The organism is Rhodococcus sp. NPDC056743 (assembly GCF_042790355.1).
GTDB lineage: Bacteria > Actinomycetota > Actinomycetes > Mycobacteriales > Mycobacteriaceae > Rhodococcus_F.
The window spans coordinates 226,965-250,339 of sequence record NZ_JBHTZI010000008.1 but is presented as its reverse complement, the minus strand read 5'-3'; the positions used below and the strand labels follow the sequence as shown (position 1 = coordinate 250,339).

Sequence of the window (23,375 nt, the reverse complement as noted above, 5' to 3'; positions counted from 1 at the left end):
ACTGCCAGCATCTCGCCGATCGTGTGACCTGTGACACTTACCCTAGGTGGTGCCCCCGACATTGGGGCTGATTTTCGAACTGCGGAGTTTTGCTCCCCAGATGCCGAAGTGCTCGCCGCCGCAACGGAACTGTGTGCCCGTAACCGATCAGAGGTTCAGGCGAACGCGGAGCAAACGAATGACAGCCGACGCCAGTTCGATCGGGTCCAGCGGTTGGGAAACGGCAGCTTCCGCGCGTGACCACGACGCGAGCCACGCGTCATCGGGTCGACCGGTCAGAATCACGATCGGCGGGCAGTCGGCGATCTCGTCTTTGAGCTGCTTCGCGACGCCCATGCCCCCGGCGGGGCTGGCCTCGCCGTCGAGAATGGCGAGGTCGATGCCGCCGCGGTCGAGTCGATCGATCACCACCGGTGCGGTGGCCACCTCGACGTAATCGATCGGCGGGAGATCAGGATGCGGGCGCTCGCCGAGGGCGAGGCGGACCTGTTCGCGTGTGTGGGCGTCGTCGCTGAAGACGAGTACACGCACGGCGGGTGGGGTGCGAGGAGGAGCTGCCGCGTCGGACACGAGGCCGACGTTACCCCGCGACTATCCACTGCGGCGGTGAATCATGAACTTCACCAAGGACTTTCCATCGAACGCGATGATCGCCGGGCGCCCGTGAAAAGCCGCAACCCTCGCGTCCGAGCTGGCCGGAGGCGAGGGTTGCGTGCGAATGGTACTGGCGCTCAGAAATTTTCGACGAACTTCGTCAATCCCTTGCTGGCGGTCTCGAGTGCAGTCTTCTGGGCCTTCTTCACCAGGAACCCCGGCAGCGGGATCTTGGGGTCGATGGTCAGTTCGAAACTGATCTTGGTTCCGCCATCGGTCGGGGTCAGGGTGTACGAGCCGTCCTGCTGGTTCTGCTGCCCGCTCTCGACCAGCGTCCAGCTCACCTTCTCGTCGCCGTCGAAGGTGTAGTCCACAACCTGCTCGTCGTTGATGCCGAGAATCGACACGGCCATCCGGACGCGATGCGGCCGACCGTCGTCATGTGTGGTTTCGATCGTGATCTTCTTGTGCGCCGACGACCATTCGGGCAACCGGTCCACCGCCGCTACCGCTGCCATGACCGTGGCCGGATCGGCCTTGATCTCGAATTCCTTGACGCCCGAAACGGCCATACGACTTACTCCTCCATGCCTGACGGCAACAATCTTGTGGACTTGCTCGGACGCAATTAGATCAGTCCATGCCGTTCTTACGCATCTGATCCCGCAAAGCGCCTTGCACGGCTTGCGACACCCATGAATTCAAGGAGACGCCGTTCTGATTTGCAGCTTCTTCGGCGCGGGCCTTGATCTGCTCCATCATGCGCAGGGTGACCCGGCTGATGTCGCCGCTGACGTCGTCGAACGAGTAGGTGGATTCCGTGACGCCTTCCGCGGTTGTCGAATCCTTCGTTACCTTCTGGACGTCGACCAGAATGTTGTTGCCGTCGAGATGGACCTTGACGTCGCGGTCCTCGATCTCGGCGCCGATTTCCTTGGCGAGCTCGGTTGCCGCGGCCAGCAGAACGAGGCGTATCGACGGTTCCATGGCCGCCGCGAGGGACGCCGCGATGCGACGGGTGTGGTCGTCGCCGAGTTCGGCTGCGGTGACGAGGTCATCATGCAGCTTTGCGGTGTACTCCGAAATATCCATGACACCACAGTGACGTCAAATCTGACGTCAGTCAAGGTGTCATCTGGCGTCAGGGACGCCCAGGTGGTTTCTGCCTATAGAGTTGCCGCGCAGCAAGGCCGGAAGCGCCCGGTTGGCCTGATCAGGTTTCTCGAGGAGTAGTAGTGCCGCACACGGTGTCACTGAAAGTGCAGATGGTGGCTAAGTCCGAGTTCTTCCCGCCGGACGACATCGACTGGGAAACCGATGCCGACGGCGGTGAGGCACTTGCGGAATTCGCCGGCCGCGCCTGCTATCAGAGTTGGTCCAAGCCCAATCCCCGGACAGCCACCAACGCCGGATACATTCGCCATCTGCTCGAGGTCGGGCACTCGTCTGTCCTCGAACATGCGACCGTCAGCTTCTACATCACCGGGATCTCACGCTCCTGCACCCACGAATTGATCCGTCACCGCCACTTCTCGTACTCACAGCTTTCCCAGCGGTTCGTTCGGGAGAACGATGCCAATGTCGTCGTCCCACCGGCCGTCGAAGGCGATCCTGAACTCGAAGCGCTGTTCCTGGCTGCGACCGAGGAAAGTCGACGGGCATACGGCGAACTGCTCGCAGCGCTGGAAGGAAAACTGCAGTCCGTCCCCGGCGCGCCGGTGCGCGGGAAGCAAGCGCGTCAAGCCGCCCGCTCGGTCCTGCCCAACGCCACGGAAACTCGACTCGTCGTGAGCGGAAACTACCGCGCCTGGCGGCACTTCGTGGATATGCGCGCGACCGAACATGCAGACGTCGAGATCAGGCGCGTCGCGATCGAATGCTTACGGCAACTTCAAACCGCCGCACCAAATGTGTTCGGAGACTACGAGATTGTGCGCAGAAGTGACGGAACGGAAGTTGCCGTCAGCTCGTTCGCTGCCGAGTGAAGTTACGTTCGCGACTCGACGGAAGACTCGTGTGCAGAAGTAAGCGACTGACCGGGTAACCTTCTGACCATGACCTACGGTGATTCCGCTTCTCTCGTCGAGCGTCCGTTCGGCACCATTTCCGTTGCGATGGTGACCCCGTTCACTGCCGACGGGAAGTTGGACGTCGACTCGGGTGTGCGCCTTGCAGCCCATCTCGTCGACAACGGCTGCGACGGCCTTGTCCTTGCCGGCACAACCGGTGAGTCTCCGACCACCACCGAATCGGAGAAGCTCGACCTGCTCCGCGCGGTGATCGACGCCGTTGGTGACCGCGCCAAGATCGTTGCCGGAGCCGGCAGCAACGACACTGCGCACAGTGTCGAACTCGCCCGCGACGCGGCCCGCGTCGGCGCTCACGGCCTTCTCGTTGTCACTCCGTACTACTCACGTCCCCCGCAGGCCGGGCTCTACGCGCATTTCACTGCAGTTGCCGACGCCACCGACCTGCCCGTCATGCTCTACGACATTCCGCCCCGCTCCGTTGTCCCCATCGAGACGGAGACAATCCGTCGCCTTGCCGAGCATCCCCGCATCAAGGCCGTCAAAGACGCCAAGGGTGATCTCAACGCGGGTGCAGAATTGATCGGCACCACCGAACTTCAGTTCTTCTCCGGCGACGACCCGTTGAACCTTCCGTGGCTGGCAGTCGGAGCCACCGGCTTCGTCAGCGTCATCGGACACCTGGTTCCTGGTCGGTTGCGTGAGCTTCACACCGCATTTGTCACCGGCGACATCGCCCGTGCCCGCGAAATAAACCTCAGTTTGATCCCTGTGATCCGTTCCGTCGCCCGTCTGGGTGGCGTCAGCGCGTCGAAGGCGGGTCTGCGACTCATCGGTATCGATGTCGGAGAACCGCGCCTTCCGCAGGTTGCACCCACTAAAGAGCAGATCGACGGTTTGGCCGCCGATCTGCATGCGGCAGGAGTTCTGTAAATGACCCGTCCCCCCCGACGTCGTAGCGCCAGTCGCCAAGCCGGACCGCCTACGGTTCCGGCGCCCGAATCAGCTACGCCGGCGACCCCGCCGGCAGCTCCGGCTCCGGTAGCAGCTGAGCCTGCTGCCGCGGCGTCGGCCCCGAAGAAGGCCGCAACGCAAAAAGCTGCACCACAAAAAGCTGCACCTCAGAAGCAAGCTCGTAAGAGCGCTGCAGGCAACCGGCCGTCGGCCGGTAAGTCCGGTAGCTCGCGGTCCGGGAACAAGCGTCCCGAAAATCGTCCGCAGCTGGACCCGACCGCGCGTCTGGGCATGCCGCCCAAGGCGCCGGCCAGCGGACTTCGTGTTGTTGCGCTGGGCGGTATCGGCGAAATCGGCCGAAACATGACCGTGTTCGAGCACAAGGGCAAGTTGCTGATCGTCGACTGCGGCGTTCTCTTTCCCGAGGACCAGCAGCCCGGTGTCGACCTCATCCTCCCGGACTTCCGCTACATCGAAGACCGCATGGACGACGTCGAAGCAGTCATCCTCACGCACGGTCACGAAGACCACATCGGCGCACTGCCGTTCCTGCTGCGTCTACGCGCAGACATACCTGTCATCGGTGCCAAGTTCACACTCGCACTCGTGGCAGCGAAGTGCCGTGAGCATCGCCTGCGCCCCAACCTCGTCGAGGTTGTGGAAGGCGACTCCACCACGCACGGTCCGTTCGACTGCGAGTACTTCGCCGTCAACCACTCCATCCCCGACGCGCTGGCAATTGCCATCCGCACCGACGCCGGTGTTGTACTGCACACCGGTGACATCAAGCTCGATCAGCTTCCGCTCGACGGGCGTCTGACCGACCTCGCCGGATTCTCCCGGCTCGGTGACGAGGGCGTCGACCTGTTCCTCGTCGACTCCACCAATGCCGAGGTGCCGGGATTCGTCACGCCCGAACGCGAAATCGGCGGCGTGCTCGACAACGTCATCGGCAAGGCCAAACAGCGCGTCATCGTGGCGTCGTTCGCCAGCCACGTGCACCGCATCCAGCAGGTCGTCGACGTAGCGGCACGGTACAACCGTCGCATCGTGTTCGTCGGCCGGTCCATGGTGCGGAACATGCAGATCGCCCAGGATCTCGGTTACCTGCGGGTGCCGGACGGTCTTGTCGTCGACATCGACACCGCAGCCACACTTCCCGACGATCGACTGGTTCTCATCTCCACGGGATCACAGGGTGAGCCGCTCGCAGCGCTCTCGCGGATGGCTCGCGGTGAGCACCGCCAGATCAACATCCGTGCGAACGACCTCGTCGTTCTCGCGTCCTCGTTGATCCCGGGCAACGAGAACTCCGTCTTTGCCGTGGTCAACGGCTTGGCCAAGCGTGGCGCCACCGTCGTCACTCAGCAAAGCGCCAAGGTTCACGTGTCGGGTCACGCGTCGGCCGGTGAGCTGCTGTACCTGTACAACGCGGTTCGCCCCACCAATGCCATGCCTGTGCACGGTGAATGGCGCCACCTGCGCGCCAACGCCGCACTGGCGAAAGCAACAGGTGTTCCGGAAGAGCGCATCGTATTGGCCGAGGACGGCGTTGTCGTCGACATGGTCGACGGTCTCGCCGAGATCGTCGGACGAGTTCCGGTCGGACACGTCTACGTCGACGGGCTTTCCGTGGGCGATGTCGGCGAGCCGACGCTTTCGGATCGTCTTGTGCTCGGTGAGGGTGGCTTCATTGCCATCACCATTGTCATCAACGAGTCGACGGGACGTGCGGTCAGCACCCCCGAGGTCTCCGGACGCGGATTCTCCGACGACCCGACTGCTCTCAAGGATGCTGCACAACTCGTGGAAGCGGATCTCCTGCGCCTCGCGGGCGAAGGAATCACCGACACACACCGCATCGCGCAGTCGGTGCGCCGTGTGGTCGGTCGTTGGGTTGCGGACAAGTACCGTCGCCGCCCGATGATCATTCCGACGGTTATCGCGGTTTCCTGACCGACTTTTCGCGGTCCGCGGGACGCAGTCGCGTACGTTGGCGAAGGTGACCTTCGCACATGACGAACGACTCGCCCTGGTGGACAGCATGGTCGAATTCGGCCCGGACGCTCCCACCCTGTGTGGGGACTGGACGAACCGTGACCTCGCAGCACATCTGATCGTCCGGGAGCGGCGTCTCGACGCCGCTCCCGGAATCATGATCAGTGCCTTGGCCGGGCACACGGAAAGTGTCCGAAAAGCGGCCGCATCGCGCCCGTGGGAAGAATTACTGCACGACGTCCGTAGTGGGCCGCCGCAGTGGTCGCCGATGTACTGGCTCGATTCTCAGGTCAACACCACCGAAATGTTCGTCCACCACGAGGATGTGCGTCGGGCGCATCAGCATTGGGTGGCCAGGCCGCTGCCACAAGCTCGTCAAGCGGAGTTGTGGAAGTACGCACGCCAGGTAGCCAAGCTGGGGTACCGGAAGGCAGCCGTCGAAGTGATCTTCGAATTGCCGTCGGGTGAAAGTGCCGTTGTGCACAAAGCGGATACCCGGACGGTAGTTCTGCAGGGGGAGCCCGCCGAGTTGTTGCTGCATGCTTTCGGACGCAGCGAAGTGTTGATCGAAGCCAAGGGTGAACTGGCCGACGTCCAATCCGTCATGGGCATGGACCGAAGTTTCTAAAGCGCTGTGCCGCGCGTTGCGAACATCACGATTCGCACGTATGAACGGTGTTGCTGGTGTTGCGGATGGTCCGGATGGGGTTGCACCGACTAGCCTGAACGTCATGGCAGGTAAGTCGAGCGCCCGAGGATCCGGTACAGGTTCGAGTACAAGCACGTCCGCGTCCAGGGCATCGACCGGGTCGTCAGCGTCAACTCCCGCGGCAAAGTCGCGAACACGAACGGTCTCCACCCCCCGCAATGTCACGACGGCGTCGCACGCCGGTGGCCGCGCGGGAGCGGGTAAGGGAGCCAAATCCACCCCACGGAAAGCGCCGGCGAAGAAGGCAGCACCCCGGAAGGCATCCGGTGCGTCGTCGGCCGCCAGGCGTCCGGTCGCAAAATCGAAGCAGAGTGCAAGCCCGCTGGACGTTGTCGGCAAAGGCATCGCGGCCGGGTGGTCGCTGGCTGCGCGCGGCGTCGGCGCAACCACTCGCACGGTGAGCAAAGTCGGCGATATCGAGGCCGGACACCGGCGCGACGGAATTGCCCTCGGGCTCATTGCTTTCAGTGTTGTCGTCGCGGGCAGTGTGTGGTTCGCGGCAGGTGGTCCGATCGGCGGCGGAATCGAGACGGCGGTTCGAGCCGTGTTCGGCGCTGTGTCGGCCGTTCTGCCTATCTTGTGTGTCGGTATCGCAATCCTGCTGATGCGCACGGAACCACGCCCCGAGATCCGAACCCGCCTCATCATGGGTTCGCTGCTGGTGGGGCTACCCGCACTGGGCTTGTGGCACATCGGTTCCGGTGCGCAGACAACTGCGGACACCCGTGAAATCGGAGCCGGATTTGTCGGCTCTGTTGTCGGTGGACCATTGACCAACGGTCTGACGGCGTGGCTGTCGGTTCCGTTGCTCGTGATTGCCGTAGGGTTCGGAATCTTGTTGTTGACCGGAACCACCCTGCGCCAGGTCCCCGGCAAGTTTCAGTCGTTCTTCGGATCCCCGTCCGGCGACGACGACGAATTCGAGGACTACGGTAGCGAATTCGACGACGACAGCTACGGTCGCGACTACGGCGGAAGCTCGTACGAATCATCGGAGTTCGACGCCGACGGTTATCCCGTGGACACATACGCGGAGCCTCCGCTGCAGCCGTCGAAGCGGTCCAGCCGCCGGGCGCCGATCGACAATTACCCGACGGACGAATTCCAATCCAGCGACAAGAAGACCGAGATCCTCGACCTGTGGTCAGCGGACCCCGACGAGGTTGCCCCGGCAGCAGACGACACCGCCGCAGCCGCAGAAGTACCGGTCGCCGAAAAGCCGGTGACCCGGACCAGGCCTGCTGCGCGATCGGTTCCGGTGGCAAAGCCGGTACCCAAGCCAGAACCGGAACCCGAAGAGGCCGAAAGCTTTGTTACCGATCGTGTGACGGACGGCGATTACAACCTGCCACCCACGTCGCTGCTGATCGACGGCGATCCGCCGAAACTGCGCAGTTCCGCGAACGACGCGATGATCGAGGCGATCAGCGAGGTTCTCGAACAGTTCAAGATCGATGCTGCCGTCACCGGATTCACGCGCGGCCCGACAGTGACGCGATACGAGGTGGAACTCGGCCCCGGCGTCAAGGTCGAGAAGATCACAGCGCTCGCGCGAAACATCGCGTATGCGGTGGCCACCGACAACGTGCGCCTTCTCGCCCCGATTCCGGGCAAGTCGGCTGTGGGCATCGAGGTGCCTAACTCGGACCGCGAACTGGTCCGCTTGGCTGACGTGCTGACGGCGCCGAGCATGCGACGCGAACACCACCCGCTCGTGATCGGACTCGGGAAGGACATCGAGGGCGACTTCGTCCATGCGAACCTCGCGAAGATGCCGCACTTGCTGGTCGCCGGTTCCACTGGATCAGGTAAGTCGAGCTTCGTGAACTCGATGCTGGTCTCTTTGCTGACCCGCGCGACTCCCGACGAAGTACGCATGATCCTAATCGACCCCAAGATGGTCGAGTTGACGCCGTACGAGGGCATACCGCACTTGATCACGCCCATCATCACCCAACCGAAGAAGGCGGCGGCCGCGCTTGCCTGGCTGGTCGAGGAGATGGAGCAGCGATACCAGGATATGCAGGTCAACCGGGTTCGCCACATCGACGACTTCAACTCGAAGGTGAAATCCGGCGAGATCACCGCCCCGCTGGGCAGCGAACGGATCTATCGGCCGTACCCGTACATCCTGGCGATCGTCGACGAGTTGGCAGACCTCATGATGACCGCCCCGCGCGACGTCGAAGAGGCCATCGTGCGCATTACGCAGAAGGCACGCGCCGCGGGAATTCACTTGGTGCTCGCGACACAGCGTCCGTCCGTCGATGTTGTCACCGGGCTCATCAAGACGAACGTGCCGTCCCGATTGGCGTTCGCGACGTCGTCCCTGACGGACTCGCGAGTCATCCTCGATCAGCCGGGAGCCGAGAAGCTCATCGGTATGGGTGACGGACTGTTCCTTCCCATGGGTGCCGGTAAGCCGACGCGTATGCAAGGCGCATTCATCACGGACGAAGAAATCAATGCGGTCGTGGATTTTGCCAAGAACCAGGCAGAACCCGAGTACACCGAAGGGGTCACCGCCGCGAAGGCCGGCGAGAAGAAGGACGTCGACCCCGACATCGGGGACGACATGGACGTGCTGCTGCAAGCTGTCGAATTGGTGGTGACCAGCCAGTTCGGTTCCACATCGATGCTGCAACGCAAACTGCGCGTCGGGTTCGCGAAGGCCGGGCGACTCATCGACCTCATGGAGAACCGTGGAATCGTGGGGCCGAGTGAAGGGTCCAAGGCTCGCGAGGTGCTCGTGAAGCCCGACGAGTTGGACGGATTGCTGTGGTCTATTCGCGGCGGCGATCCGGAGGACAGTTCATCCGACGACTAGTGACGGGGGTCGGCGGGTAACCGTCGGCAGACGACCGGAGGTTGCTCGTGCATGTGACACCGTTGACGTGGGTTATCACGATAGTGGTGATACTCGGCCTGTTTGTCTTCGATTTCTTCGCGCACGTCCGGACGCCTCATGCACCCACATTTCGTGAGTCGGCATTCTGGTCGACGGTCTACATCTCGATCGCGATAATTTTCGGTCTGATCGTGATGTGGATCTGGGGGACGACGTACGGCGGCGAGTACTTTGCCGGCTACGTCACGGAGAAAGCGCTGTCGGTCGACAACCTGTTTGTGTTTGTCATCATCATGTCGACGTTTGCGGTGCCGCCCCAGTACCAGCAGAAGGTCCTGCTGATCGGCATTGTGCTCGCATTGGTGATGCGAGGGATTTTCATCGCGGTGGGCGCTGCGGCAATCAATGCCTACAGCTGGGTGTTCTACCTCTTCGGAGCTTTCCTGATCTACACCGCATACACGTTGGTCCGCGACCACGGGCATGAGAAGGAAGCCGAAGAGAAACGAGACAGCCGCATCATCAGCATCGTGAAGCGGGTGCTGCCCACCACCGAGGAGTACGACGGCGACAAATTGGTCACCAGGATCGACGGGAAGCGTGTTGTCACGCCGTTGATGCTGGCGCTCATCGCAATCGGATTTGCGGACGTGCTGTTCGCGCTGGATTCCATCCCGGCAATCTACGGTCTGACCCAGGAACCGTACATTGTGTTCGCCGCCAACGCCTTTGCGTTGATGGGCCTGCGCCAGCTGTATTTCCTCATCGGCGGACTGCTCGAACGATTGGTCTACCTCTCGTACGGACTGTCGATCATCCTCGCGTTCATCGGCGTCAAACTGGTCCTGCACGCTTTGCACGAGAACACGTTGCCGTTTGTCAACGATGGGGAACATGTCAGCGTGCCCGAGATTTCGACGGCGTTGTCGCTGTCCGTCATCATCGGTGTGTTGGTGGTGACCACGGTCGCGAGCCTGTTGAAGACCCGCGACCGGGCTTGAAGTCGGTCAGGCCAACTGACCCAGCACCGGTACCCACTCGGTGATCCTTACATTCGCGACCAGGTCGGCTTTGGCAAACGGATCGTGCGTGAACAGCAGTGCCACGGTGTCGGCGTCCGCCGTGTCGACGATGATGAGTGCTCCCGAACCGTCGGCGAACGGGCCGGACGACACCACGATGTCACGCCCCAGAAGATCGCCGAGCCACGCTCGGTGATCGGGGCGAAGGGCGTCGCGCTCGGCGTTCGTTTCGGGATCGTAGGTGTATTCGACGAGGAACAACGACATCGGGACCGCTTTCGGGATGTGAGTGACCAGATCAGAGCGTCAGAAGCATACGAGTATTTCCGAGGGTGTTGGGTTTGACGTAACTGAGATCGAGGAACTCGGCGACACCGGCATCGTATGACCGGCACATCTCGGTATAGACCTCGGCAGTGACCGGAGTTCCCTCGATTTCGACAAACCCGTGGCGGTGGAAGAAATCGGTCTCGAAGGTCAACACGAACAGCCGCTCCAATTCCAGTTCACGAGCAACCTCGATCAGTTTGTCGACGACTTGGAAGCCGGCACCTTGCCCCTTGACTGTGGGATCTACTGCCACAGTGCGAATCTCACCGAGGTCAGCCCACAGGACGTGCATCGCCCCGCAGCCAAGGATTCGGCCGTCCTTTTCGGCAACCCAGAACTCCTGCACAGCCTCGTACAACGTCACCAGGTTCTTTTCGAGCAGGATTTTGCCGGCATAGATGTCGATGAGGCGTTTGATTTCCGGGACATCGGATGTTCGTGCCCGCCGCACGATCAAGTGGCTCTCGGTATCGTTCGGCGCGGTGGAAGTCATGTGGTGCACATTAGTCAATGGGTCTACCGATATTCTGAGTCGCGTGCCTGTCCGCTCCACGAAATACCCCGCCCGCCCGGTTACCGTCCGGGTTCGGCCCGCCTTCCGCGCGGTGATCCGATGAGTTCCCCGCGTGATCAAGCAGATGCCCATCGGGCTGCTGTAGGGCCAACTGCTGTCGGGCCGGGAGGAACTCCGGCGGACAAACCCGTCCCACTGTTCAACATCGCGAACATCTTGACGATGATTCGGATCATTCTCGTTCCGGTCTTTCTCGTTGTGCTTTTCATAGACCACGGTCAGACAACGTCGTGGCGTTTGGGCGCGATGGCGATCTTCATCGTCGCGGCGGTGACCGACCGGATCGACGGCCAGCTGGCCAGAAAATACGGTCTGGTCACCGACTTCGGCAAGCTGATGGATCCCATCGCGGACAAGGCGCTGATCGGCGCTGCGCTTATCGGGTTGTCGATGCTCGGTGACCTGTCGTGGTGGGTGACCGGGGTGATCATCGCCCGCGAACTCGGAATCACACTGCTCCGTTTTGCCGTGCTCCGTCATGCTGTGATTCCCGCCGGCAAGGGCGGCAAGCTCAAGACCCTCGTCCAGGCCGTAGCGATCGGTTTCTACCTGTGCCCCTTGCCGGGCAGCTGGGACGTGGTCAGCTGGCTCCTGATGGCCGCGGCGGTTGTGCTGACCGTCGTCACCGGCCTCGAATATGTCGTTCAAGCCATCAGATTGCGGGCCGGCGTCCGGTTCGCCGAACGAGACGGACACTGAGCCGATGCGCGATCCGCTGCTGGACCTCGGTGTCGCCGAGCTGGTGGCCGCGTTGGCGGTTGCGGGGGAGAGCGTCGCTGCTGCGGAGTCGCTGACGGCCGGTTTGTTCACGGCTGCGCTGGCATCAGTTCCCGGATCGAGCCAAGTCCTGCGCGGCGGCCTCGTGGTGTACGCAACTGATCTGAAAGCGACGCTGGCAGGCGTAGACCCAGATGCTTTGGCGCTCGACGGCCCGGTGTCCGCGTCCACGGCGATTGCTCTGGCCGACGGTGCCCGCACTCGATGTGTCGCCGATTGGGGCGTCGGATTGACCGGTGTGGCGGGCCCGACCGAACAGGACGGGAACCCCGTCGGCACGGTTTTCCTGGGGATTGCCGGGCCCGACGGAACTCTGTGCGAGCGTCTGTCGTTGACAGGAGAACGCTGGGAGATTCGAATCGCTGCAGTCGCGGCAGCCGTGTCGCGGTTATGTGATCGTGTTGAAGAGCGCCGGGCACGATAGGCTCGGGAACCAATCGGTCGAGTTCGGACGTTGACTGTTGTGAAGGTGTGCAACAGCCAAGGTGTCACGGCGGTATCGATGTGGTCAGTGACGGTGCGGACCTGTGAGATGACAGGCCCGGCACGACGGATGAAGGAGGAGCGAGATGGCGCTGCTATTGCGTGAGGCAATCGGTGACAGTCTCCGGCGTACGCGCGTTTCGCAGAGTCGCACGCTACGTGAGGTGTCGAACAGTGCGCGCGTGAGCTTGGGCTACCTGTCCGAGGTGGAACGTGGACGCAAGGAAGCGTCGAGTGAACTGCTGGCCGCGATTTGCGATGCGCTTGCCGTACCGCTGTCCGACGTGTTGGTCGACGTCAGTGAAACTCTGGCCACCAAGAAGTCCAACTCTGGGCTCGGTCGTCCGGTCTCCGGTGCCGCGACAGCCGGTGCAACTGCTGCTGTGTCGGCGCAGGTGTCTGGTTCGCCGTCCATCGCCCGGGATACCCGAGTGGTGATTCCGGCGCCCAACGCGCGCAGTTTGGCTGCTGCGTAGCTACTGGCCGGTTGAACCCGATAGATTCTGTAGATATACCGGTATGGCAGTGCAGGGTCAGGGCAGTTGGAGCGCAGCCCTGATGTATTGGTGAGTTTCGGTGTGCGACGGTCGTTCACCGGGTCGCGTAGCGCGCGGCGCATCAGATGGAGGCAGGATCAAACCCATGGCTAATCCTTTCGTCAAGGGCTGGAAGTACCTGATGGCGCTCTTCAATTCGAAGATCGACGAGAACGCCGACCCGAAGATCCAGATCCAGCAGGCGATCGAGGACGCGCAGCGTCAGCACCAGGCGCTCTCGCAGCAGGCCGCGTCGGTGATCGGTAACCAGCGTCAGCTTGAAATGAAGCTCAGCCGTCAGCTCGACGAGGTCGAAAAGCTCAACGCCAACGCGCGTCAGGCCGTCAACCTCGCTGATCAGGCCGCAGCTGCCGGCGACAACGACAAGGCGATCCAGTACACGAATGCCGCCGAGGCTTTCGCCGCTCAGCTCGTCACCGCCGAGCAGGGTGTCGAGGATCTCAAGGCACTGCATGATCAGTCTTTGCAGGCTGCTGCCCAGGCGAAGAAGGCCGTCGAACAGAACGCGATGACGCTTCAGGCCAAGGTTGCCGAGCGTACGAAGCTGCTCAGCCAGCTCGAGCAGGCCAAGATGCAGGAACGCGTCAGCGAATCGCTACGATCCATGGACAGCACATTGTCGGCACCCGGCAACACGCCCAGCCTCGACGCCGTTCGCGACAAGATCGAGCGTCGCTACGCCAATGCCCTCGGTTCGGCCGAACTTGCCCAGAACTCGGTTCAGGGTCGGATGATGGAGGTCCAGCAGGCTTCTGTGCAGATGGCCGGGCACAGCCGACTCGAGCAGATTCGCGCATCCATGAAGGGCGAGGCATTGCCCTCTGGTGGGACGCAAGCTGGGACACAAGCGGCACCTGCGCCCACATCCATCGAAAAGCAGCCGCCTGCTGCCGGAACAACCGGGCAGTAGAAAAGACGGTCTGCAGTTTCCAGAGATACACGATTCGACACACTGATGTTTTCTTCACGAGGTGGCCGGCCTGAGCGAGAGCCCAGGTCGGCCGCTCCTGTTTCCATGTCCGGCGCATTCGGCGCTCTGGGCCGTACTGCGGATTCGCTCCGCGAAGTGACGGCGTCCGCCGCCGAAGCAGCACGGCGGTGGCAGGATCCGCGGGCGAAGTTCGAGCGCAAACGAGCCCGAGCCAGGCGACGGGCTCAGCGCTGGGGTTTCATCTCGGGCGGAACCGTGATCGGCACTGCCGGGCTTGCCGTGGCGTCGGCGCCGGACTGGTCCGTTGTTGTCGCCGGTGGGGGAGCCGCACTGTTCGCGGTACCCGCGGTTGTTGCAGTCGGGCGCTACCGGTCGATGAATGCCGGGCCGCCGCCTGCTCCGATCCGACGGCGACTGCCACCATCGTCGTCGCAGGCATTTATTCCGATGTCGCGACTAGTCGGGGCAGAAACGTCGCTGTTCGAAATTCTTGGTGTGCTGCGCCGCGCAGACACCATCGATCCCGGCGAACTCGACGAGATCACTGTGACAGCAGATTCTGCGTTGCGCGCGATGTTTGCGGTGTCGTCCGACATTGCGTCGATGGAACGGGCCGTGACATCGACCCCCAAGGTTGCCGAAACGCTCGAACCGACTATCGCGGGCGCAGTACGTGAACTACATGCCGGACTGGGTCAGTACGAGGATCTGGTCAATGCAGCCGCCACCTTGACGGCGCCGCACACACCGTCCGCCCTGGTGGGATTCAACCGTGAACTGTCGGCACTGCATTCGGCTGCGGAACGTCTGTCCAGCCTGGCCGACGCGATCGGTGAGGTCGACGAGATCACTCGGAAGTATCGCTGAACTGGTTCCGGTTCAGTCGTCGGCTCCACGCGCGGCCAGTGCCTCACCCATCGCGTCGGCGGTCATGAGGGTTCCGATGATCACGGGAACGGCAAAAGACCGAAGCGAGAAACCGAGGCCGCGAGCTTTTCGGGCTTCGGACACCTGAGTGATGACCTCGAACATCAACGGGATGCACCGGATGGTCATGGCTAATAGGAGTGCGATTCTTTCGGGATTGACCCCGAAGCGGCGAAGTGGAGTGAGGAAGGCTGTGATCGCGTCGAGCATTTCCGAAATGCGGGTTGTCAGACCCATGAGCGCGGCGAGTGCGATCGAGAGAATCAGAACTCCGCACACTACCGCCGCGCGTTCCCAGCCGGCGACGAGAATCTGGAAGCCGCCGATGAACAGCAGCATCCACAGCGCCGGGCGTAGATGGGCGATCGCGGTGCGCAGCGGAATCCGCGCGGCCACGTAGAGCGCAACGACAACAACGGTGGGTGGCACCAATTGCCAAGGACTGCGCACGGATACCGATACCGTGACAATCGCGATGACGAGCGCGAGAAGTTTGTAGCCCGGTCGGGCCCGATGCAGGATCGAGGTTCCGGGGCGGTAGTGGCCGAGTGTGGTCACGAGACGAGGGAGCGGTAGAAGTCGACGGAATCCGCCGGCGCACCGTCGGCAACGACACGCCCGCGATCGATCACCAGAACCCGGTCGAACGAGGCCAGTAGATCAAGTTGGTGGGTGACCACGATCAACTGTTGTTCGAGTGAAGCGAAGACAGAGCTGATGAGCTGTGAGTTACGCAGGTCGAGCAACGTTGTCGGTTCGTCTGCCACCAGTACCTTCGGCTCGGTCACCATGATGGCGGCGAGGGCAAGAAGTTGTTTCTGACCACCGGAAAGCTGATGGGTGGGATGGTCGCTGTGCGACGCCAGTCCAAACCGCTCCAGAACGGACGTGACTTTCCCGGCCCGTTCAGCCTTGCCCAATCCGCTTCTCCGCAGGGAAAACTCGATGTCCTCGGCGACGGTGGGCATGACGATCTGATGATTGGGATCAGTGAAGACAAAGCCGACGTGCTTGCGCACGTCGCGCCCCTTCTTGGCGGTATCCAAACCGTCGATCCTCACGGAACCTGTTGCCGGAATCACCAACCCGTTGATCATGCGGGCAAGCGTCGACTTACCGCTGCCGTTTGCGCCGACGATCCCGATGCGCTGCTCGGTCAGTACCAGGTCGACACGATCGAGCACGGTGCGTTCGCCGAAACTGTGTCCGACGCCTTCGAAGATAATCTCGCTCATCGAATAATCAGTTCGCCACTACTGTTTTTGCGCGTGCGGCGACGCTGTCACGTAGCAGCGCCGGATACGCACGATGGACCTGAGCCGCGACTACTGCGGTGACAACGGCTTTGGCGGCATCGAGGGGGATGAACGCGGCGTTGGCGGTCCACGCGGCGAGGAAGGTCATATGTCCCCGGATCATCATGCCGACGATGCCGAACAGGTAGAGAACGACAACACCGCCGAGAAGGTTGATGCCGATTCCGGGAACGATTCGGTACTTCGGGAGCATCTTCGTCGTCAGCCATCCGATGACAAACGCCGTAGGTATCCAGCCGATCAAGAATCCGGCTGTGGGACTCGACAATGCAAACAATGCAGTCCGCCCGCCGGCGAGGACCGGTAGCCCGACCAAGCCGAGCGCGATCACGGTGAGTACCGCCAATACCGCCTTACGAGGCCCGAGAAGCGCGCCGGCCATCATCACGCCGAGTGATTGAAGGGTGATCGGCACGCCGGAGATCCCGATGTTGATCGCCCCCGGCAGACCTAATGCGATGATGAGGGCCGCGAACACTGCAACGTGCGCGAGATCGCGGGCCGGAATTCGGGTGGTAGACACGGCGAACGTGCTCCTTAGGGCGTACTGGATGGAACTTCGCGAGTCTACGTCAGCGCCGCGCCACGGCGGTTTGGATGCATGCCCAGTCTGATCATGGTTGATCAGGGTGAACCCTGATCTTTACCTGATCTTGCCGGTGAGCTGCTGCTTTGTCCGGCTTAACGTGTCAGGCTGGTGTCACGGGCAGTCCCGAATACGAAGTTACGGTAAGCGGAGGTACGTCATGTTCTGGAAAATCGTGTTGGCTGTGGTCCTCGTGTGGATCGCGCTCGCAGTGGTCGGTGCGTTGATCAAGGGTCTGTTCTGGATTCTGGTGGTCGGCGCGCTGGGTGTCGGCATCTACTTCCTTGTGAAGGCGATGTCGAGCAACGATGAAAACTCACCCGTTTCCCGGATGTGACAGGCACAATCGTGCGGTATGGAACCACTTCCCGAGGACTGGCAGCGTGCGGTTGTAATCGTTGCCCATCCGGATGACGTCGAGTACGGAGCGGCTGCTGCGGTGGCCCGATGGACCGATCAAGGCAAGGACGTCAGATACGTACTCGCGACGAGCGGGGAAGCCGGGATCGCGGGACTGCCACCGAAGGAGTCCGGGCCCATCCGAGAGGAAGAAGAGCGCCGAAGCGCCGCTGTCGTCGGGGTGACCGAGGTCGAATTCCTGGGTCTTCCGGATGGTCGGCTGACTGCCGGACTCGAACTGCGGGCGGTATTGGCAGCCGCGATCAGGCGGCACCAACCGGAACTGGTGGTGACGATGAACTTCTCGAACACCTGGGGCCCTGGTTATCTCAACAGCGCCGATCATCGAGCACTGGGAATCAGCGTCCTCGACGCGACCTCGGATGCGGCCAACGAGTGGATCTTTCCGGAACTGTCGGACGGTCCGGCACCGTGGACCGGAGTTCGGTGGGTTGCTGTGAGCTCGATGACACCGACTCATGGCGTCGATGTGAGCACTGCGGTGACGCGTGCAGTGGATTCCCTCGCAGAGCATTCACGGTATCTTGCGGCACTGAGTGAGATTCCGGTTCGTGAGCAGTCGCAGGCTCAGATAGACATGGTGTCGGGGCGGATACCGGGCTTCGCGGCCGACCGTGCGGTCGGGTTCGAGTTGTACTATTTCTGATAGTCCGAACACACCGTGTCCTAGTCGCACTGCCCGGCGGAACGTCAGGTAGCGTGTTACACACGATGGCAATCCGTAACGCAGATGATCAAGTCCTGCCGCGAAAGGGCGACGGTCAGCGCACTCCAAACCTCGCGATCGACAATCTCATTCTTGATGCCGCGCGATCATGCGTGCTCGACTTCGGTATGCAGCGCACCACGTTGGCCGAGATCGCTCGACGCGCCGGTGTTTCTCGGCCGACCGTCTATCGTCGTTGGACAGACACGCGGGCTGTAGTTGCCGACCTCCTGACACGCGAAATTCGGGCCGTCCTCCCCGAAATCGAGACGACCGGTTCGGCTCGGGACCTTCTTCTCACTGCCGTGGTGGACGTTGTCGCCGAGATTCGTGATCACCCGCTGTTCGTGAAGATTCGATCGACCGACCAGGAATTGCTGACCACCTACATCGTTGATCGAATTGGTGCCAGTCAGAAGTCGATCCTCGAATTGATGACGGTTGTGGTCACCGCCGGGCAGCAAGACGGATCGATCCGTCACGGAAATGCCGACGAGATAGCGTCGATGTTGTTGCTGATGGCCCAGTCGGTGGTGTTCTCGGCACCGACGCTGCTGGAGCGGCTCTCCGCCGACGCAGCAGTGCAGCAGTTGAGAATTGCAGTCTCGGCGTATCTGACGCCGACTGCGGGAAGCGACGGATAGCGTCATGGCCGACAGTGATCGCACTGCACCGAATGCAGATCCGTCGGCGCTCAACGCCGCCCGTCGGACCCGCGAATGGGACGAACTCTCGGGCGGAAGTTCCGTGGATCTTCTGGTCATCGGCGGCGGAATCACCGGTGTCGGTGTGGCATTGGATGCCGTGACGCGTGGCCTGAGCGTGGTGTTGGTGGACAAGCACGACCTGGCCTTCGGCACCAGTCGGTGGAGCTCGAAGCTCGCTCACGGCGGGCTTCGGTATCTTGCGTCGGGGAATGTCGGTATCGCCCGTGAGAGTGCGGTCGAACGCGGAATTCTCATGACACGAACGGCACCGCATCTCGTGCGGGCGATGCCGCAACTCGTGCCGTTGTTACCGCAGACGTCGTTCTTCGGAAAGTCCTTGGTACGTACCGGATTTATTGCCGGTGACGTCTTGCGGGCAACGGCTCGGACACCGTCGTCGGTATTGCCTCGCTCGCGCGCGGTGAGCGCGTCTCGGGCGCGGGAGTTGGTGCCGGCAGTGCGGCAGGCGGACCTGCGCGGTGCGCTGACGGCCTACGACGGTCAGTTGATCGACGACGCTCGGCTGGTTGTGAACATCGCCCGCACAGCGGCATCCTTCGGTGCTCGGATTCTGACCAGGGTGGGTGCCTACGAGGTATCCGGTACGTCCGCGACGCTGCGGGACGAGTTGACCGGAACCGAGTTCCTGTTGCGTGCTCGGACAGTGGTGAACGCGACGGGCGTGTGGGCCGATCAGGTAGATCCCAGCATCACCCTGCGACCGAGTCGCGGCACGCATCTGGTGCTCGACGCGAAATCACTGGGCAATCCCACTGCGGCCCTGACGGTTCCGATTCCAGGTGAGACCAATCGATTTGTCTTTGCGTTACCGGCGCAACTCGGCCGGATCTATCTCGGCTTGACCGACGAAGCGGCGCCCGGACCCGTTCCCGACGTGCCGCAGGCGTCGGACGCGGAAGTGGATTTCCTTCTCGATACCGTCAATACGGCTTTGGAAGTCCCGTTGACCCGGGCCGATGTGCTTGGCACTTTTGCGGGGTTGCGACCTTTGCTGGACACCGGAGGCGGATCGACTGCCGACCTGTCCCGTAATCACGCGGTGGTCCGGTCGGCAACCGATGTGATCACCGTTGTCGGTGGCAAGCTCACGACGTACCGCAAGATGGCGGAAGACGCCGTCGACTGCGCCGTCGAAGCCGGAGGATTGAACGCGGGTCCGTGCCGAACGCGCAACGTGCCGTTGGTCGGTGCCGCGTCGCGCGCCGTGCTGGACAAAGTTCGAGCGCCCGCCGGGTTGGTGGCGCGGTACGGCACCGAAGCCGAAGCGATTGCCGGGGTGGGCAGTGACGGACTTCGGCAGGTAGCCGGTCTGGATATCTGCGCCGCGGAACTCGCTTTCGCGGTCTCTCACGAGGGTGCACTCGACGCGTCCGACATCCTGGATCGTCGGACGCGTATCGGCCTGGTGGCTTCCGACCGTGAGCGTGCGTTGCCGGAGGCGGAGCGGGCCTTCCGGGCGGTATGACCGGTCGTTGTGGCGTGTGACACGCTGATGCGGTGCGAGTAGCCGTTGTTGCCGGGCCGGACCCGGGTCATGCTTTTCCCGCAATAGCGTTGTCGCTGGCGCTGATCGCCGCGGGCGACGAGCCGATCCTGTTCACCGGGTCGAGATGGGTGGAGAAGGCACGTGCCGCGGGAGTGAACACCGAACCTCTCAAAGGTTTGGCGCCGAGGCCCGGCGACGACGACCTTGATGCCGGCGCGCGGATTCATTCGCGGGCGGCATACATCTCGACGGAACTCGTACCCGATCTGAAAGCAGTAGCCCCGGATCTGGTGGTCTCGGACATCCTCACTGCCGGTGGCGGATTGGCGGCCGAGCGGCTGGGAATTCCGTGGGTGGAGCTCTCGCCCCATCCGCTGTATTCGCCGTCCCGTGGCCTGCCGCCCATCGGTAGCGGGTTGGCTCCCGGCGTCGGGCTGCGTGGACGCCTGCGTGACACCGTGATGCGAGCGGCAACGGGTCGTTCGATCAAGCAGGGGTTGGCCCAGCGATCCGACGCACGAGTCGGGGTCGGGCTCCCCGCAGTGGATCCGGGTCCTCATGCGCGATTGATCGCGACGATTCCCGCATTGGAAGTTCCGCGGCCGGACTGGCCTGCCCACGCCCACGTCGTCGGTCCGTTGTTGTGGGAACCGACAACGGAGACACTGGAGGCGCCCCCTGGTTCGCAGCCGCTGGTCATGGTGGCGCCGTCTACCGCGCACACCGGTGCGGTGGGAATGCTCGAGCAAACCGTCGACGGCTTGGAAGGGGCCGGGCTGCGACTGATCGCGTCGGTTCTCGACGGTTCGGACGCTCGGTATCCGGACTGGGTTCGTGCGGGACTCGGCCGTCAGGATGTGATGCTGCGCGATGCTTCGGTTCTGGTGTGCGGAGGTGGGCACGGAATGCTGGCCAAAGCTCTGTCGGCCGGCGTGCCGACGGTGATTGTTCCCGGCGGCGGAGATCAGTGGGAGTTGGCGAATCGTGCTGCTCGCGCCGGTGGCGCGGTGATCGTGCGACCGGCCGATGCGGGGTCCATCAGGGACGCCGTGCTGCGGGTTCTCTCCGAGCCCAGCTTCGCCGAGGCGGCCGGGGCTGCCGCGGCGACGGCTACCGACGTCCGCGACCCGGTGGCGGTGTGTCGGGAAGTTGTGGCCGGGGGAGCGGCGGCCTGACCGGTACGGAGTGTGCACAGATGCCTGTGTGGACTACCGTGGCGCCCGTGCGATTGACCGAGTTTCACGAATTGGTACGAGAAGAGTTCGGGCAGGTACGAGGTGACTCGATGCTGCTCGATCACGTCATGCTGAGCCTGGGCGGGCTGACGGCGGCAGAGGCTATCGAGGCAGGCCAGGACCCTCGCGAGGTGTGGCGCGCGTTGTGCGCGGAATTCGACGTGCCCCCGTCGCGCCGCTAGTTTATTTCGGCAATGTTCGATCCTTGCCTGTGTTTCGAACAGATGTTCGTCTATGCTGAGTGTGTTCGGTGGTAACTGCCGCTTCCGCAATGCAGGGTTCGGGTAGGTCGACACGATGAATCAAAAGTTTGTCGGTAGCCGGATCTACTCTGATCGCAACATCACTGAAGAGACTTGAGAATGGGGATCACGATGGCACCACAGGCACCAGATCGGGACAAGGCGCTCGACCTCGCGTTGGCGCAGATCGACAAGAATTTCGGCAAGGGTTCGGTGATGCGCTTGGGTGAAGGCGTTCGCCAGCCCATCGCGGTGATCCCCACGGGTTCCATCGCACTCGATGTCGCGCTGGGTATCGGCGGCTTGCCTCGTGGCCGAGTCATCGAGATCTACGGCCCGGAATCTTCGGGTAAGACCACTGTTGCACTGCATGCGGTTGCCAATGCGCAGGCCAACGGCGGTATCGCTGCGTTCATCGACGCGGAGCACGCACTCGATCCGGACTACGCGGCCAAGTTGGGCGTTGATACCGACGCACTGCTGGTCTCTCAGCCCGATACCGGTGAGCAGGCGCTCGAGATCACCGATATGCTGATCCGCTCCGGCGCTCTCGACATCATCGTCGTCGACTCCGTGGCCGCACTTGTTCCACGCGCCGAGATCGAAGGCGAAATGGGAGACAGCCACGTCGGTCTCCAGGCTCGTCTCATGAGCCAGGCACTGCGAAAGATCACCGGTGCCATGAACAACTCGGGCACCACCGTCATCTTCATCAACCAGCTTCGCGAGAAGATCGGTGTGATGTTCGGTTCACCTGAAACCACCACCGGTGGTAAGGCATTGAAGTTCTACGCGTCGGTCCGTCTGGACATCCGCCGTATCGAGACGCTCAAGGACGGCACCGACGCAGTCGGTAACCGCACCCGCGTCAAGGTGGTCAAGAACAAGGTCGCTCCGCCGTTCAAGCAGGCCGAGTTCGACATTCTTTACGGCCAGGGCATCAGCAAGGAAGGCTCGCTCATCGACATGGGTGTCGAGCACGGGTTCATCCGCAAGTCCGGCTCCTGGTACACCTACGAAGGCGACCAGTTGGGCCAGGGCAAGGAGAATGCCCGAAAGTTCTTGCTGGAGAACACCGACATCCGTGACGAGATCGAGAAGAAGATCAAGGAAAAGCTGGGTATCGGTGCTGATGTCACCGCTACCGACGAAGCATCTGCCGACTTCTGAGCCCTGTCATGGAGTACATCGACGATGACGGTGGCAACGACACCGGTTATCGACGGTCACGCTCGCGGTCCGATCGGACAGGGAGCCGTGGTGGTAGCGACCAGCACGGTGAAGGCAGACAGCACGGTGGACGCAGACAGCGTGGTGAAGGTGCACGCGCTGAAGGCGGCACGGAGGCGCAGGCAAAAGATGCTTGCCTGCGCCTCCTGACAGACCGCGCGCGCAGTCGGTCCGAGTTGGAGAAGAAGCTGATCAGTCGGGGATTCGAAACCGACATTATTTCTCGGGCGCTCGATCGTCTCCAGGAGATCGGCCTCATCGACGACGCGGATTTTGCCAACCAGTGGGTGCATTCACGTCATACCTATTCCGGCAAGGGCAAGAAGGCGTTGGCCGTCGAGCTTCGACTCAAGGGCGTTGATCAGGACGTGGCAACAGAAGCGTTGTCGCAGATCGAGCCCGAAGACGAGCGTGAGCGCGCAGCAGACCTCGTTCGAAGGAAGTTGCGCAACAAGCCGGTCGACGATCGCGACAAGGTGATGCGACGTCTGGTAGCGATGCTTGCGCGTAAGGGCTACTCGGCGAGCATGTCCTACGAGGTGGTCAAATCTGAGATGGCTGCCGCAGAGTCGTAGACAATACAAACGTGAAGCGGGGTGTGTCACCGAATTCGGTGACACACCCCCCCCCAAGTATAAAGGTTGGACAGTGAAAAAAATATAAAGACAGGTGGAGAAAAAAAAACGAAACCACAA

27 protein-coding genes are annotated in these 23,375 nt (G+C 62.3%); 19 read left to right on the top strand and 8 right to left on the bottom strand.

Annotated features, from left to right (window positions below):
* Positions 1 to 147 precede the first annotated feature (147 nt).
* From ACFRFQ_RS19950 to ACFRFQ_RS19940, 3 genes are all read right to left on the bottom strand, one after another.
* Entirely contained in the window at positions 148 to 570 is a 423-nt protein-coding gene (locus ACFRFQ_RS19950; RefSeq protein WP_378661202.1) for a hypothetical protein, read from the bottom strand.
* Between the two features lie 161 nt (positions 571 to 731).
* Entirely contained in the window at positions 732 to 1,166 is a 435-nt protein-coding gene (locus ACFRFQ_RS19945; protein ID WP_033234851.1) for an SRPBCC family protein, read from the bottom strand.
* Positions 1,167 to 1,227: 61 nt separating this feature from the next.
* Positions 1,228 to 1,686 (bottom strand): toxin-antitoxin system HicB family antitoxin, encoded by a 459-nt coding sequence (locus ACFRFQ_RS19940; protein WP_378661199.1) that lies wholly within the window; start codon positions 1,684 to 1,686, stop codon positions 1,228 to 1,230.
* Between the two features lie 143 nt (positions 1,687 to 1,829).
* Here ACFRFQ_RS19940 and thyX point away from each other — a divergent pair, with 143 nt between their 5' ends.
* The 6 genes from thyX to ACFRFQ_RS19910 all read left to right on the top strand — a co-directional run bounded on the left by thyX (position 1,830) and on the right by ACFRFQ_RS19910 (position 10,131).
* Entirely contained in the window at positions 1,830 to 2,579 is a 750-nt protein-coding gene (gene thyX, locus ACFRFQ_RS19935; RefSeq protein WP_378661198.1) for an FAD-dependent thymidylate synthase, read from the top strand.
* 69 nt (positions 2,580 to 2,648) lie between these two features.
* A complete protein-coding gene (dapA, locus tag ACFRFQ_RS19930) occupies positions 2,649 to 3,554 on the top strand; it encodes a 4-hydroxy-tetrahydrodipicolinate synthase (RefSeq protein ID WP_378661197.1) in 906 nt (301 codons plus the stop codon).
* Complete coding sequence (locus tag ACFRFQ_RS19925; RefSeq protein ID WP_378661195.1) at positions 3,555 to 5,531, top strand: ribonuclease J; 1,977 nt, start codon at positions 3,555 to 3,557, stop codon at positions 5,529 to 5,531.
* A gap of 46 nt (positions 5,532 to 5,577) precedes the next feature.
* Positions 5,578 to 6,201 carry a TIGR03085 family metal-binding protein gene (locus ACFRFQ_RS19920; RefSeq protein WP_378661193.1) on the top strand — a complete coding sequence of 208 codons (624 nt, stop codon included), beginning with the start codon at positions 5,578 to 5,580 and terminating at the stop codon, positions 6,199 to 6,201.
* Between the two features lie 103 nt (positions 6,202 to 6,304).
* On the top strand, positions 6,305 to 9,109 hold the full coding sequence (locus ACFRFQ_RS19915; RefSeq protein WP_378661593.1) for a DNA translocase FtsK: 2,805 nt from the start codon (positions 6,305 to 6,307) through the stop codon (positions 9,107 to 9,109).
* Between the two features lie 47 nt (positions 9,110 to 9,156).
* Complete coding sequence (locus tag ACFRFQ_RS19910; RefSeq protein ID WP_378661191.1) at positions 9,157 to 10,131, top strand: TerC family protein; 975 nt, start codon at positions 9,157 to 9,159, stop codon at positions 10,129 to 10,131.
* A gap of 6 nt (positions 10,132 to 10,137) precedes the next feature.
* On the opposite strand, the gene ACFRFQ_RS19905 is transcribed toward ACFRFQ_RS19910, so the two are convergent.
* Positions 10,138 to 10,419 carry a YciI family protein gene (locus ACFRFQ_RS19905; RefSeq protein ID WP_378661188.1) on the bottom strand — a complete coding sequence of 94 codons (282 nt, stop codon included), beginning with the start codon at positions 10,417 to 10,419 and terminating at the stop codon, positions 10,138 to 10,140.
* Between the two features lie 31 nt (positions 10,420 to 10,450).
* Entirely contained in the window at positions 10,451 to 10,975 is a 525-nt protein-coding gene (locus ACFRFQ_RS19900) for an amino-acid N-acetyltransferase (protein WP_378661185.1), read from the bottom strand.
* A gap of 120 nt (positions 10,976 to 11,095) precedes the next feature.
* Between ACFRFQ_RS19900 and pgsA the strand changes: the two genes are divergently transcribed.
* The 5 genes from pgsA to ACFRFQ_RS19875 all read left to right on the top strand — a co-directional run bounded on the left by pgsA (position 11,096) and on the right by ACFRFQ_RS19875 (position 14,671).
* Positions 11,096 to 11,755 (top strand): CDP-diacylglycerol--glycerol-3-phosphate 3-phosphatidyltransferase, encoded by a 660-nt coding sequence (gene pgsA / locus ACFRFQ_RS19895; protein WP_378661183.1) that lies wholly within the window; start codon positions 11,096 to 11,098, stop codon positions 11,753 to 11,755.
* Between the two features lie 4 nt (positions 11,756 to 11,759).
* The gene (locus ACFRFQ_RS19890; protein ID WP_378661180.1) at positions 11,760 to 12,257 is read left to right on the top strand and encodes a CinA family protein; all 498 of its coding nucleotides are present in this window, start codon (positions 11,760 to 11,762) and stop codon (positions 12,255 to 12,257) included.
* A gap of 145 nt (positions 12,258 to 12,402) precedes the next feature.
* Positions 12,403 to 12,792, top strand: coding sequence for a helix-turn-helix domain-containing protein (locus tag ACFRFQ_RS19885; RefSeq protein ID WP_378661177.1), 390 nt, complete (start codon positions 12,403 to 12,405; stop codon positions 12,790 to 12,792).
* A gap of 166 nt (positions 12,793 to 12,958) precedes the next feature.
* Positions 12,959 to 13,783 carry a PspA/IM30 family protein gene (locus ACFRFQ_RS19880; RefSeq protein ID WP_378661175.1) on the top strand — a complete coding sequence of 275 codons (825 nt, stop codon included), beginning with the start codon at positions 12,959 to 12,961 and terminating at the stop codon, positions 13,781 to 13,783.
* Between the two features lie 105 nt (positions 13,784 to 13,888).
* Positions 13,889 to 14,671, top strand: coding sequence for a hypothetical protein (locus ACFRFQ_RS19875; protein ID WP_260684037.1), 783 nt, complete (start codon positions 13,889 to 13,891; stop codon positions 14,669 to 14,671).
* 12 nt (positions 14,672 to 14,683) lie between these two features.
* On the opposite strand, the gene ACFRFQ_RS19870 is transcribed toward ACFRFQ_RS19875, so the two are convergent.
* From ACFRFQ_RS19870 to ACFRFQ_RS19860, 3 genes are read right to left on the bottom strand one after another with little or no spacing between them, the layout of a single operon-like run.
* Entirely contained in the window at positions 14,684 to 15,289 is a 606-nt protein-coding gene (locus tag ACFRFQ_RS19870; protein WP_378661172.1) for an energy-coupling factor transporter transmembrane component T family protein, read from the bottom strand.
* Complete coding sequence (locus ACFRFQ_RS19865) at positions 15,286 to 15,966, bottom strand: energy-coupling factor ABC transporter ATP-binding protein (protein ID WP_378661169.1); 681 nt, start codon at positions 15,964 to 15,966, stop codon at positions 15,286 to 15,288. Before ACFRFQ_RS19865 ends, ACFRFQ_RS19870 begins: the two co-directional genes overlap by 4 nt.
* Before the next feature lie 7 nt (positions 15,967 to 15,973).
* Complete coding sequence (locus ACFRFQ_RS19860; protein WP_378661167.1) at positions 15,974 to 16,570, bottom strand: biotin transporter BioY; 597 nt, start codon at positions 16,568 to 16,570, stop codon at positions 15,974 to 15,976.
* 223 nt (positions 16,571 to 16,793) lie between these two features.
* Here ACFRFQ_RS19860 and ACFRFQ_RS19855 point away from each other — a divergent pair, with 223 nt between their 5' ends.
* The 8 genes from ACFRFQ_RS19855 (at position 16,794) to recX (ending at position 23,255) form a co-directional block, all read left to right on the top strand.
* Positions 16,794 to 16,970: a hypothetical protein gene (locus tag ACFRFQ_RS19855; RefSeq protein WP_378661164.1), complete on the top strand. Its 177-nt coding sequence runs from the start codon at positions 16,794 to 16,796 to the stop codon at positions 16,968 to 16,970.
* Positions 16,971 to 16,988: 18 nt separating this feature from the next.
* A complete protein-coding gene (locus tag ACFRFQ_RS19850; RefSeq protein WP_378661161.1) occupies positions 16,989 to 17,699 on the top strand; it encodes a PIG-L deacetylase family protein in 711 nt (236 codons plus the stop codon).
* Positions 17,700 to 17,764: 65 nt separating this feature from the next.
* Positions 17,765 to 18,403, top strand: coding sequence for a TetR/AcrR family transcriptional regulator (locus tag ACFRFQ_RS19845; RefSeq protein ID WP_378661158.1), 639 nt, complete (start codon positions 17,765 to 17,767; stop codon positions 18,401 to 18,403).
* 4 nt (positions 18,404 to 18,407) lie between these two features.
* Positions 18,408 to 19,952: a glycerol-3-phosphate dehydrogenase/oxidase gene (locus ACFRFQ_RS19840; protein WP_378661155.1), complete on the top strand. Its 1,545-nt coding sequence runs from the start codon at positions 18,408 to 18,410 to the stop codon at positions 19,950 to 19,952.
* Positions 19,953 to 19,984: 32 nt separating this feature from the next.
* A complete protein-coding gene (locus ACFRFQ_RS19835; protein WP_378661152.1) occupies positions 19,985 to 21,148 on the top strand; it encodes a glycosyltransferase in 1,164 nt (387 codons plus the stop codon).
* Positions 21,149 to 21,195: 47 nt separating this feature from the next.
* Positions 21,196 to 21,390, top strand: coding sequence for a DUF3046 domain-containing protein (locus ACFRFQ_RS19830; RefSeq protein WP_378661590.1), 195 nt, complete (start codon positions 21,196 to 21,198; stop codon positions 21,388 to 21,390).
* A 192-nt stretch (positions 21,391 to 21,582) separates the two neighbouring features.
* Positions 21,583 to 22,620, top strand: coding sequence for a recombinase RecA (recA, locus tag ACFRFQ_RS19825; protein ID WP_378661149.1), 1,038 nt, complete (start codon positions 21,583 to 21,585; stop codon positions 22,618 to 22,620).
* 8 nt (positions 22,621 to 22,628) lie between these two features.
* Positions 22,629 to 23,255: a recombination regulator RecX gene (recX, locus tag ACFRFQ_RS19820; protein ID WP_378661146.1), complete on the top strand. Its 627-nt coding sequence runs from the start codon at positions 22,629 to 22,631 to the stop codon at positions 23,253 to 23,255.
* The last annotated feature ends 120 nt before the right edge of the window (positions 23,256 to 23,375 follow it).